This window comes from Mycobacterium sp. GA-1285, from assembly GCF_001499905.1.
Lineage (GTDB): Bacteria > Actinomycetota > Actinomycetes > Mycobacteriales > Mycobacteriaceae > Mycobacterium.
In genome coordinates, this window is record NZ_LQIS01000001.1 from 212262 (window position 1) to 224364 (window position 12103).

The window sequence follows — 12103 nt, forward strand, 5'->3', positions numbered from 1 at the left end:
CGGCTGATCGGGCTAGAGCGGCGAGCGGCTAGGCCGTTCGCCGAGACGGAGTATCGCCGAGACCGACGATATGGCGGTTTTCACTCGCACAGATCCGCCATAACGTCGGTTTCGCCGCTAGACAACCCCCGCCGCTAGACGACCTTGCCGCGCGCGGTGCTGCGCATCACCTGCGGAAACAGGTGTGCGATTCCATAAACGATGTGGGCCTCCGGGGCGACGGGGCGGATCGGCTTGTTCTTCTTGACCGCCGACACGATCGCGTCGGCGACCTTGTCCGGACCGTACCGACGCCGGGAGAACGCCTTTTCCAACTGCGCGCGACGGGCTTCGACCTTGTCCCGCTTGGAAGGGGGCGTGTCGAACCGGGTGGTGTGCACGATGTTGGTGTCGATGACGCCGGGGCACACCGTCGTCAGGCCGACACCCGCTTGGTCCAACTCGGCGCGCAGGCAGTCGCCGAACATGAACACCGCCGCCTTGCTGGTGGCATAGGCGTTCATCGACTGCTGCGGTGAGTATGCCGCCATCGACGAGATGTTCACGACGTGCCCGCCGAGTCCGCGGTCAACCATCCTGCGCCCAAAGGACCTGCAGCAGTTGACGACTCCGCCGAAGTTGATGGCCAGTACGCGGTCGTACTCCTCGCGCGGGGTGTCGAGGAACATGCCTGCGTGCCCGACACCTGCGTTGTTGACGACGATGTCGGGCACCCCGTGTTCTGCGCACACCTTCTCGGCGAACCGCTCGACGGCGTCGGCGTCGGACACGTCGACGGTGTAGGCGTGCGCAATGCCACCGCGCGCGGCGACGTGGGCCGCGGTCTCCTTCGCGGTGCCTTCGTCGACATCGCTGACCACGATCTCGGCGCCCTCGCGGGCGAACGCGAGCGCCGTCGCGCGGCCGATACCGCTACCCGCGCCTGTCACGGAAACCAGTGTGTCGCTGAAGTATTCGCGTGGCCGGCCGACCTGTGCGCGCAGGAGTTCACGGGCGGGTGGCTCGCCACCGAGGAAATCGACGAGCTGCTCGACCGAGCGGGCGATGGCTTGCGGATGCGACATCGGCGACCAGTGCCCGGCGGCGATGTCGCGGCGCCACAACCGCGCGACCCAGTTCTTCGTGTCGTCGTAGACGTACGGCCGCACGAACGGGTCTCTGGTGTTGACGATCAGTTGCACCGGGACATCGACGTAGTGATCGCTTCGCCCGGGTTTCATCGACCGCAGATAGTTCGCCCCGTACACCTTGACGCTCTTGACGGCGTCGGCCTTGTAGGTCGGCGAATGGTGCAGTTGCTCACGCGGGATGCCGTCGCGCACCAACAGGATCTGGCGCACCAGACCCGCGACGAAGCCACGCACGGCGATCGGTGCGACCACCGGGATCGAGAAGAAGCCCATGTAGGCAAAGGACAGGAACTGACTCAGCGCACGCACGAATCGGCGCGGACGCCACGGGCGCAACAGGCTTCGGGTGACGAAGACGTTGAGGTGATCGATGCTGGGACCGGAGATCGAGGTAAACGATGCGACCCGCTCACCGGCACCGGGCCGGGCCAGGTACTCCCACATGGCAGCCGAGCCCCAGTCGTGGGCGAGTACGTGCACCGGTTCGCCCGGGCTGACCGCAGCGACGACCGCGTCGAAGTCATCAGCGTACTGAGACATGCGATAGGCCGAAACCCGTTTGGGCGCAGTCGATTCCCCGACACCACGGTTGTCGTAACGCACGATGCGGAACCGGCCGGACAGCAGCGGCACCACGCCGTCCCACAGCACGTGTGAATCGGGCCACCCGTGCACGAGGACCAGCGTCGGACCGTCGGGATTGCCCTCTTCGTAGACCGCGATCCGCACGTCGTCCGTGCTGTCGACGAATCGCTGCGTGCTCTCCCCCATCACACCTCCCGTGACTTGGCGGAACCGCCGGTACCGTATCAGTGCCCTTCATCCTCCCCCTACCCTCCGGGTGGAGGCACCCGCACACGCAAGCCTTCGTCAGCGCTCGTCGAGTTCCCGCCGAGCCGCGCGTCGGCGCTCGATTCGGCGCCGCTCGTCGTAGTCCCGCATCCGCTGCGGGTAGCCGACTTTCTGCACGTCATAGACCGGGATCTTCAGCCGTTCGGAAAGCCGCCGGGCGCCGACGTCTCCCCCGGCGCGGCGCCGCGTCCACTCCCCGTCGGCGGCGACCAGCACCACGGTGACGTCGGTGACGGTGGTCTTCGGTTCCACGAAAGCTTCGACGCCGGTGTGCGTGGCGACCCATTGCCGGAGATAGTTCAGATCCGCGGCGGGGTCCTTACCCGAATCCCTGCCTTCGCGTTTTCCGCGCCGAAACCTGTCGAGGACTCCCACTCGCGTTCGCACTCCCTCCGATCGCCTGTCTCGATAGTGCCAGAGGAGTGGGTCGGACGGTCTGCGGCGAACTGCGCGTCCGGACGTGACAGGATGGGTATGAACACAATCACCCAGCACGACTGACGATCGTTCAAGGGAGCGAGGGAGTCAATCACATGGCCATCTCTGTTCAGATGCCCGCACTCGGTGAGAGCGTTACCGAGGGGACTGTCACCCGATGGCTCAAGCAAGAGGGTGACACGGTCGAACAAGATGAGCCTCTGCTCGAAGTCTCCACCGACAAGGTCGACACCGAGATTCCCGCGCCCGCTTCCGGTGTGCTGAAGAAGATCATCGCCCAGGAGGACGACACCGTAGAGGTGGGCGGTGAGTTGGCGGTCATCGGTGATGCCGATGAGGACGGCGACTCCGGGGGCTCGGACGACTCCGAGGAAGCGTCGGACGACGAGCAGGGAGAGTCGGACGACTCCGAGGAGGCGTCGGACGACGAGGAGCAGCCCGCCGAAGAGGACAAGCCGGCCGAGGAACCGGCCGCGCAGCCGGAACCCTCCGCCGAGGAGACGGAATCAGAACCGGAGCCCAAGGCCAAGCCCGCCGCGAAGTCGTCGGGTGAGGGTTCAGGTAAGTCCACGCCGGTGCTGATGCCCGAACTCGGCGAGTCGGTGACCGAAGGCACCGTGACCCGCTGGCTGAAGAAGGTCGGCGACAGCGTCGAAGTCGACGAGCCGCTGCTCGAGGTGTCGACGGACAAGGTCGACACCGAGATCCCCTCGCCCGTGGCGGGCACGTTGATCTCGATCACCGCGGAAGAGGACGACACCGTCGAGGTGGGCGGCGAGCTGGCCAAGATCGGTGATACCGATGCCGAGGCCGAACCGGAACCGGAACCCGAACCGGAGCCCAAGGAAGAGAAAAAGCCGGAGCCGAAACCGGAAGAGGAAGAGGAAGAGGAGAAGGAAGAGGAGTCCGAACCGGAGCCCAAGCCCGAGCCCAAGGAAGAGAAGAAGCCCGAGCCCGAGCCCGAGGAAGAGCCCAAGCCCGAGCCCACGGAAGCAAAGAAGTCCGAGCCACAGCCGACGAGCGATTCGGGGCCCTACGTCACCCCGTTGGTGCGAAAGTTGGCCGCGGAGAACAACGTTGACCTCGCCAGCGTGAAGGGCACCGGAGTCGGCGGCCGCATCCGAAAGCAAGACGTCCTGGCGGCAGCGGAGGCCGACAAGGCGCCGGCGGCGTCGACCGATCAGGCGGCCGAAGCCCCGGGAAGGTCGCCCGCTGCGGCTACGGCGTCCGCGGACGCCGAGGCGTCGGCCGCGTCGCTGGCACACCTGCGTGGCACGACCCAGAAGGCCACCAGGATCCGGCAGTTGACCGCGCAGAAGACGCGCGAATCCCTGCAGGCGACAGCGCAATTGACGCAGACCCACGAGGTCGACATGACCAGGATCGTGTCGCTGCGGGCGCGGGCCAAGGCCAGCTTCGCCGAACGCGAAGGCGTGAACCTGACGTATCTGCCGTTCATCGCCGTCGCTGTCATCGACGCGCTCAAGGCGCATCCCAACGTCAACGCCAGTTACAACGAGGAAACCAAGGAGATCACCTACTACGACGCCGAGCATCTCGGTATCGCTGTCGACACGGAGCGGGGTCTGCTCTCGCCGGTGATCAAGAACGCCGGTGACTTGTCGCTCGGCGGGCTGGCCCGCGCGATCTCTGACATCGCCGCACGCGCCAGGTCCGGTGACCTCAAGCCCGACGAGTTGTCCGGTGGGACGTTCACCATCACCAACATCGGCAGCCAGGGCGCGCTGTTCGACACGCCAATCCTGGTGCCGCCGCAGGCGGCGATGCTGGGGACCGGTGCGATCGTCAAACGGCCGCGGGTGATCGCCGACGAGTTCGGCAACGAGTCGATCGGCGTGCGCTCGGTGTGCTACCTGCCGTTGACATACGACCACCGGTTGATCGACGGCGCCGACGCCGGCCGCTTCCTGACCACCATCAAGCGCCGCCTCGAAGAAGGCGCATTCGAGGCCGATCTGGGTCTCTAGAGCGCCTCTAGAGAAGGGCTTGCGCCTGTCGTGTCCGAACCCGTAATCGCGGTCGCGGGATCGTCCGGTCTGATCGGCACGGCGCTGGTGTATGCGCTGCGCGCCACCGACCGCCGTGTACTCCGCATCGTCCGGCGCGCGCCGTCCAACTCCGACGAGGTGTTCTGGAACCCCGACACCGGCGAATTCGACCCGGCGATGCTGGCCGGGGTGGACGCCGTGGTCAACCTGTGCGGGGTCAACGTCGGCGAGAAGAGGTGGTCGGGCGCCTTCAAGCAGAGCCTGCGCGACAGCCGTATCGGACCGACCGAGGTGCTGGCCACCGCCGTCGCCGAGGCCGGGGTGCCCGTGCTGGTCAACGCCAGCGCCGTCGGGTACTACGGCGACACGGGATCCGAGATCACCGACGAGACCGCCCCGGCGGGCGACGGGTTCCTCGCCCAGCTGTGCGTGGACTGGGAGGCCGCCACCTGGCCCGCCCGACAGGACGGCGCCCGGGTGGTCCTGGTGCGGTCCGGGCTGGTGCTGGCGCAGGCGGGAGGGGTGCTCGGCAGGCTCAAGCCGCTGTTCTCGCTGGGGCTGGGCGCTCGATTGGGCAACGGCCGCCAGTACATGCCGTGGATCAGCCTCGAGGATGAGATCCGCGCGCTGCTGTTCGCGATATCGCACGACGAGCTGTTCGGTCCGGTCAACCTCACCGGCCCGGCGCCTGTCACCAACGCCGAGTTCACCACGGCGTTGGGTCGCGCGCTCAACCGCCCGACACCGCTGATGGTGCCCGGGTTCGCGCTGCGCGCGGCACTGGGCGAATTCGCCGACGAGGGTCTGCTCGGCGGCCAACGCGCCATCCCCGCCGCGCTCGAGCGGGCCGGATTCATCTTCCACCACAACACCATTGGTGAGGCGTTGGCGTTCGCCAACGCGCAACCGGAGTAGCGTCGTCGTCATGGCGCATTCGATTCGGGCGGCGACAGAGCCGGTCGAAGTGCGCCGACTGGGCTCGGTCGACTACGAGAACGCCTGGCAGCTGCAGCGAGCGCTCGCCGACGCGCGGGTGGCGGGCGGCCCGGACACCCTGCTGCTGCTCGAACATCCGCCGGTGTACACCGCCGGGCGGCGCACGCTCGCCGAGGAACGGCCGAACCCCGGCGCCGGCACGCCCGTCGTCGACACGGACCGAGGCGGAAAGATCACCTGGCACGGGCCGGGCCAACTCGTCGGCTATCCGATCATCGGCCTCGCCGAACCGCTCGACGTCGTCAACTTCGTCCGGCGACTCGAGGAGTCGCTGATCAAGGTCTGCACCGACCTCGGCGTGCGGACCGGCCGGGTGCAAGGCCGTTCCGGCGTCTGGGTGCCACCCGATGCCAAAGGGCCGGCCCGCAAGATCGCCGCGATCGGGATTCGAGTGGCGCGCGCGACGACGCTGCACGGGTTCGCGCTGAACTGCGACTGTGACCTGTCCGCGTTCTCCGCGATTGTGCCGTGCGGGATCTCCGACGCCGGGGTGACTTCGCTGTCGGCCGAGCTGGGCCGTCGCGTCTCGGTCTCCGACGTCGTCGACCACGTGGCCGACGCCGCGTGCGACGCGCTCGACGGTCGGCTAGAGGTAGCGTTGACGTAGTGACTGTCGCTCCTTCTTCCAATGTCGCCGGCCATCCGGCTCCGGCGCCCAATGTCGCCGGCCATCCGGCTCCGGCGCCCAATGTCGCCGGCCATCCGGCTCCGGAAGGCCGGAAACTGCTGCGTCTCGAGGTCCGCAACGCCGAGACGCCGATCGAGCGCAAGCCGCCGTGGATCAAGACCCGCGCGAAGATGGGCCCGGAGTACCAGGAGCTCAAGGCGCTGGTGAAGCGCGAGGGTCTGCACACCGTCTGCGAAGAGGCAGGCTGTCCCAACATCTTCGAATGCTGGGAGGACCGCGAGGCCACATTCTTGATCGGTGGTGAGCAGTGCACCCGTCGCTGCGACTTCTGTCAGATCGACACCGGCAAGCCGGCCGAACTCGACCGCGACGAGCCGCGCCGGGTCGCCGAGAGCGTGCAGGCGATGGGGTTGCGCTACTCGACGGTGACCGGTGTGGCCCGCGATGATCTGTCCGACGGGGGCGCGTGGCTGTACGCCGAGACGGTCCGCGCGATCAAAGCACTCAACCCGACCACCGGCGTCGAGTTGCTGATCCCGGACTTCAACGGTGACCCGGACCTGCTGCAGCAGGTGTTCGAGTCGCGCCCAGAAGTGTTGGCGCACAACGTCGAAACGGTTCCGCGGATCTTCAAGCGGATCCGGCCCGCGTTTCGTTACGAGCGCAGCCTCGACGTGCTGACGGCGGCTCGCGACGTCGGGCTGGTAACGAAGTCGAACTTGATCCTCGGGATGGGCGAGACGCCCGATGAGGTGCGGGCCGCGCTGACCGATCTGTACGACGCGGGATGCGACATCGTCACGATCACCCAGTATCTGCGGCCCTCGGTGCGCCACCACCCCGTGGAGCGCTGGGTGCATCCCGACGAGTTCGTCGAGCACGAGCAGTTCGCACAACGCCTCGGCTTCGCCGGTGTGCTGGCCGGACCGCTGGTGCGCTCGTCGTATCGTGCGGGTCGGCTCTACGCCCAGACGGTCGCGTCGCGGCCGCCCGTATCCTGAAGCAATGGCGAAAACCCGCAATCCCGAGGCACTGAAGGCCGCGAAGGCCGAAGCCAAGGCAGCTCGTAAGGCGGCGTCCAAACAGCGCCGCAGCCAGCTGTGGCAGGCGTTCCAGATTCAGCGCAAAGAAGACAAGCGTCTGCTGCCGTACATGATCGGCGCGTTCGTGCTGATCGTCGCCGCGTCGGTGGCGCTCGGCATCTTCGCGGGCGGCTTGACCACCTACATGATGATTCCGTTGGGCATCGTGCTCGGTGCGCTGGTGGCGTTCATCATCTTCGGTAGGCGCGCGCAGAAGTCGGTTTACAGCAAGGCGGAGGGACAGACGGGCGCTGCGGCCTGGGCGCTGGACAACATGCGCGGCAAGTGGCGCGTGACGCCCGGTGTCGCGGCGACGGGACACTTTGACGCCGTCCACCGGGTGATCGGCAGGCCGGGCGTCATCTTCGTCGGTGAGGGGTCGCCGTCGCGGGTGCGGCCGCTGCTGGCGCAGGAGAAGAAGCGTACGGCCCGGTTGGTCGGCGACACGCCGATCTATGACGTCATTATTGGCAACGGCGAGGGTGAGGTGCCGCTGGCCAAACTGGAGCGTCACCTCAACAAGCTGCCCGCCAACATCACCGTCAAGCAGTTGGACGCGCTGGAGTCGCGGCTGGCTGCGTTGGGCACGAAGGTCGGCCCCGCCGCGATGCCCAAGGGTCCGCTGCCGGCGCAGGCCAAGATGCGCGGCGTGCAGCGCACCGTCCGGCGACGCTGATCGTCGGCGCCGAGTTCCGCCGAAACAGACGTAATGGTCGAAATCCGACTGAACTTCCAACCAGAGCGTCGGTTTCGGCGCCAGACCTAGCGCGACCTACCGCCGGACCACCGCGGTGTTGGTGAAGCGGTCCTGATAGCCGCGAAAGTCCCGGTCGGTGAACAGCGCGGGAATGACGAGCCCGACCAAGAGCACCCGGACGATCGCGCGGCCGATGCCGACGTGCTCACGGTGATCGTTCGAGGCGACCCGCAGGCCCAGCGCCCACTGACCGGGCGTGAATTCGAACAACCGCACCGACACGGCGCCGATCACCAGCCACACCACCGCGATCGCCGTCGATCCCATCGAGGTGTAGATGAACTCTCGGCCGCCGAGCAGTCCGAAAGCGCCTGCAAACCCCACCAACCCGTAAGCGATGAAGGTGTCGAGCAAGTACGCGGCGATGCGCCTGCCGAACCGGGCGATGGACCCCGGGCCGGTCTCCGGTAAACCGAGGCGCTTGCCAGGAAAGTCGTTGGGTCCCGCGTCGCTGGTCGGATCCGGTCCAGACAGCCAGGACCCGAGTGTGCGGGCCATACACTGAAGGATATGGGACTCGAAGAAGTCCATCGGCCGCCGGCGACTGGCACTGACGTGATTGCGTAACTTCAGCGCAACATTCGGTTGACGACCGTGCAACATCGTGTCCTTAGCGTCAACCCGCGAGTTACTGGATAAAGGAGAAAACTCAGTGGCAGAAAAGACGGCCGACGACATTCTCAGGCTGATCAAGGATGACGATGTCGAATACGTCGACATCCGGTTCTGCGATCTGCCCGGCGTCGTTCAGCACTTCTCGGTCCCGGCTTCGGCCTTCACCCAGGATGTCTTCGAGGACGGCCTGGCCTTCGACGGCTCGTCGGTTCGCGGCTTCCAGTCCATCCACGAATCCGACATGATGCTGCTTCCGGATCCCGCGACCGCACGCATCGATCCGTTCCGCGCCGCCAAGACGCTGAACATCAACTTCTTCGTGCATGACCCCTTCACCCGCGAGGCCTACTCGCGCGATCCGCGAAACGTGGCCCGCAAGGCGGAGAACTACCTGATCAGCACCGGCATCGCCGATACCGCCTACTTCGGCGCCGAGGCCGAGTTCTACATCTTCGACTCGGTGACCTTCGATTCCCGGATCAACGGCACCTTCTACGAGGTGGACTCCGAGGCAGGCTGGTGGAACACCGGCGAACCGGTCGAGGCCGACGGCAGCGCCAACCGCGGCTACAAGGTGCGGCCGAAGGGTGGCTACTTCCCCGTCGCGCCGTATGACCACTACGTCGACCTCCGCGACAAGATGGCCACCAACCTGATCAACGCGGGGTTCACCCTCGAGCGTGGCCACCACGAGGTGGGCACCGCCGGTCAGGCCGAGATCAACTACAGGTTCAACACGATGCTGCACGCGGCCGACGATGTGCTGCTGTTCAAGTACATCATCAAGAACACCGCGTGGCAGGCCGGTAAGACGGTGACGTTCATGCCCAAGCCGCTGTTCGGCGACAACGGCTCCGGTATGCATGTGCACCAATCGCTGTGGAAGGACGGCCAGCCGCTGTTCCACGACGAGTCCGGTTATGCCGGACTGTCCGACACCGCCCGCCACTACATCGGCGGCATCCTGCACCACGCGCCGTCGCTGCTGGCGTTCACCAACCCGACGGTGAACTCCTACAAGCGTCTGGTGCCGGGCTACGAGGCGCCGATCAACCTGGTGTACAGCCAGCGCAACCGCTCGGCGTGTGTGCGGATCCCGATCACGGGCAACAACCCGAAGGCCAAGCGCCTCGAGTTCCGCTGCCCCGACAGCTCGGGTAACCCGTACCTGGCGTTCGCGGCGATGCTGATGGCCGGCATCGACGGCATCAAGAAGAAAATCGAGCCGCAGACACCGGTCGACAAGGACCTCTACGAGCTGCCGCCCGAGGAGGCCGCCAACATCCCGCAGGCGCCCACCTCGCTGTCGGCCGTCATCGACAAGCTCGAACAGGACCACGAGTACCTCACCGAGGGCGGGGTCTTCACCGAGGACCTGATCGAGACCTGGATCTCCTACAAGCGCGAGAACGAAATCCTGCCGGTCCAGATTCGGCCGCACCCGTACGAGGTCGCGCTGTATTTCGACGTGTAACCGAGACGGTAAACATCAGTCGACACTTCGGGCCGGGCGAGTCATTTCGCCCGGCCCGAAGTGCGTCTGCGCGTAGGGTCAACACGCATGACGACCACATTCGACGCCCGTCTTGCCAGTTACTCGTCGCCGCTTCTGAGCCTGTTCCGGATCATCGCCGGATTGTTGTTCGCACTGCACGGATCGCAGAAGCTGTTCGGCTGGCCGGTGGCCTCGCCGGTGCCGATCGAGGCCGGTTCGTGGCCGCTGTGGTGGGCCGGGCTGATCGAGCTCGTGGCCGGCCTGCTGATCGCCGTGGGCCTGTTCACCCGCATCGCGGCGTTCATCGCCTCCGGCGAGATGGCCGTCGCCTACTTCTGGAAGCACTGGCCGCCGCTGGAAGGCCCGTCCGCCAGCTTCTGGCCGATGGAGAACGGCGGCGAAGTCGTGCTCCTGTTCTGCTTCGGATTCCTCGCGATAGCCGGGTTGGGCGCAGGCGCCTGGTCGGTCGACGCCCGGCGCAGGGTCGGTGGCACAGCACCCGGTGGCACAGCACCCGGGCGCGTGGTCACCGGAACGGCGGCACCCGCCGCCGCCACCGCCCAGCCGGTTCAGCGCCGCGGTCTAATGAGCCGCTTCCGTCGGCCCCGTTACTGATCGAGCCGAAGATCCTTGCGGAATCGCTTCATTCCGTCGATCTTCTCGGCCAACGAAGCCCGCGGACCGGCGTAGAACATCCACGGCATGGTGACGATGCCCGTGATGCCACCGGCCTGCGCCCGGTCGAAGTGATCGGGGGTGAACGCGTCGGTCAGCGGGGTCAGCACCTCGAAACCGTCCATCGTCAAACCATTTTCGGCGCGTAGCTCACGCAGCTTGGCGACGCGTTCGAGTGCCCGGTCGGTGGTGATCAGGTCGCCGATCCAGCCGTCGTGGCGCGCCGCCCGCCGCAGCGCGATATCCGAGAGCCCGCCGACGTACACCGGGATCGGCGGCGGTGTCGGCTCCATCTCCAGCTTCGGCGTCTTGTAGAACTCGCCGTCGAACTCGGTCCAGCCCGGCTTCCAGAGTTCCTTCATCAATTCGAGCATCTCGTCGGTGCGCTTACCGCGCCGCGCGAACTGCTGACCCATCAGCGTGAACTCTTCCTCGCACCAGCCGACGCCGATGCCGAGTTCGAGTCGGCCACCGGCCAGCACGGCCGCCGTGCCGATCGCCTTCGCCGCCGAGTACGGGTCGCGCATCGCGGGTAGATACACCGTCGTCACGAACCGCGACCGTGACGTGACGAGGGCCAGCCCACCGATCAGCACCCACGGATCAGGCCAGTCGGTGAACGCCTCCCATCGCCTGCTCCCGTCCTTGGTGTAGGGATACGGCGTCTTCAACGTCTCGAGGTTGACGACGTGGTCCGGGATACCCAGACCTTCGTAACCGAGATCGTCTGCAGCTCTGGCGATCTCGACAACCTCAGCGGTATCGAGGAACGCCAGGCTGACATAGAACTTCATCCGGCGTCCCTTGCCCACGCCGGCTGGATGAACACACCCTCCGCCTCCACCGTGGGCCCGCCCGCGTCGAGCAGATATCCGCGGGCGAACGTCTTGACCCCCTCGGACCGCTCCACGAACGCTTCGGCACGCAGCGGTCCCAGCGGTGTGCCGCGCAGGTAACGCAGCGAAATGGTGCCGGTGAACTTCGGTCGGGTCAGGCCATCGCTGGCCGCCTCACCCAGCAGATGGTCGAGCACCAACGCGCAGATGCCCCCGTGCACCCACCCGGGGGGCCCCTCATAGGCGCCGCTCAGCGTGAACTCGCTCCAACAGCGACCGTCCTCCTCGTGCTGGATGACCATCGGCGGTGCGATCGCATTACGAAGTCCTACAGCGGGATTCGCCCACGCCAGCGGCCGTCCGGTGACCTCGTGCCGCAGGGTCGAGGACACCGGGCGCTGCTTGCTCTCGAGGATCTGCGCGGCTGCCTCGATCTTGGCTTGCGCTTCGTCGACGGCGGTTTCGTCAATCTCGGTGTGCAGGCTGGCGTAGATCAGTCGGCGCACCGCCTCGGTCAACGGACCGTACAGCGCGCGTTGGCGCTCGTACTCCTCGTCGGTGATCACGTCGAACCCGAAATCCATGCTCAT

General features: G+C 66.5%; 11 protein-coding genes and 1 pseudogene. 7 read left to right on the forward strand and 5 right to left on the reverse strand.

Features of this window, described 5'->3' with window-relative positions:
* Positions 1–134: 134 nt before the first annotated feature.
* Both AU193_RS01010 and AU193_RS01015 read right to left on the reverse strand, forming a co-directional pair.
* A complete protein-coding gene (locus AU193_RS01010) occupies positions 135–1901 on the reverse strand; it encodes an SDR family oxidoreductase (protein WP_064420639.1) in 1767 nt (588 codons plus the stop codon).
* Between the two features lie 99 nt (positions 1902–2000).
* Entirely contained in the window at positions 2001–2357 is a 357-nt protein-coding gene (locus AU193_RS01015; RefSeq protein WP_064420469.1) for a hypothetical protein, read from the reverse strand.
* Positions 2358–2515: 158 nt separating this feature from the next.
* On the opposite strand from AU193_RS01015, the gene sucB reads away from it, so the two are divergent.
* The 5 genes from sucB to AU193_RS01040 all read left to right on the forward strand — a co-directional run bounded on the left by sucB (position 2516) and on the right by AU193_RS01040 (position 7811).
* Positions 2516–4408, forward strand: a complete 1893-nt coding sequence (gene sucB / locus AU193_RS01020; RefSeq protein WP_082682781.1) for a 2-oxoglutarate dehydrogenase, E2 component, dihydrolipoamide succinyltransferase — start codon at positions 2516–2518, stop codon at positions 4406–4408.
* A gap of 30 nt (positions 4409–4438) precedes the next feature.
* Complete coding sequence (locus tag AU193_RS01025) at positions 4439–5344, forward strand: TIGR01777 family oxidoreductase (protein ID WP_064420471.1); 906 nt, start codon at positions 4439–4441, stop codon at positions 5342–5344.
* 10 nt (positions 5345–5354) lie between these two features.
* Positions 5355–6032, forward strand: coding sequence for a lipoyl(octanoyl) transferase LipB (lipB, locus tag AU193_RS01030; protein WP_064420472.1), 678 nt, complete (start codon positions 5355–5357; stop codon positions 6030–6032).
* A 116-nt stretch (positions 6033–6148) separates the two neighbouring features.
* Complete coding sequence (lipA, locus tag AU193_RS01035) at positions 6149–7054, forward strand: lipoyl synthase (RefSeq protein WP_064420640.1); 906 nt, start codon at positions 6149–6151, stop codon at positions 7052–7054.
* A gap of 4 nt (positions 7055–7058) precedes the next feature.
* The gene (locus tag AU193_RS01040) at positions 7059–7811 is read left to right on the forward strand and encodes a DUF4191 domain-containing protein (RefSeq protein WP_064420473.1); all 753 of its coding nucleotides are present in this window, start codon (positions 7059–7061) and stop codon (positions 7809–7811) included.
* A gap of 96 nt (positions 7812–7907) precedes the next feature.
* Here the strand turns inward: AU193_RS01040 and AU193_RS01045 are convergent, their stop codons facing one another.
* Positions 7908–8390: an RDD family protein gene (locus AU193_RS01045; RefSeq protein ID WP_064420474.1), complete on the reverse strand. Its 483-nt coding sequence runs from the start codon at positions 8388–8390 to the stop codon at positions 7908–7910.
* Positions 8391–8544: 154 nt separating this feature from the next.
* Between AU193_RS01045 and glnA the strand changes: the two genes are divergently transcribed.
* Together glnA and AU193_RS01055 are read left to right on the forward strand one after the other, a co-directional pair.
* Positions 8545–9981, forward strand: a complete 1437-nt coding sequence (gene glnA, locus AU193_RS01050) for a type I glutamate--ammonia ligase (protein ID WP_064420475.1) — start codon at positions 8545–8547, stop codon at positions 9979–9981.
* A gap of 87 nt (positions 9982–10068) precedes the next feature.
* Positions 10069–10488, forward strand: a pseudogene (locus AU193_RS01055) (DoxX family protein); the annotation flags it as partial.
* A gap of 122 nt (positions 10489–10610) precedes the next feature.
* Here AU193_RS01055 and AU193_RS01060 read toward each other — a convergent pair.
* On the reverse strand, positions 10611–11471 hold the full coding sequence (locus AU193_RS01060; protein ID WP_064420477.1) for a TIGR03619 family F420-dependent LLM class oxidoreductase: 861 nt from the start codon (positions 11469–11471) through the stop codon (positions 10611–10613).
* Positions 11468–12103, reverse strand: a complete 636-nt coding sequence (locus tag AU193_RS01065; protein WP_064420478.1) for a PaaI family thioesterase — start codon at positions 12101–12103, stop codon at positions 11468–11470. Before AU193_RS01065 ends, AU193_RS01060 begins: the two co-directional genes overlap by 4 nt.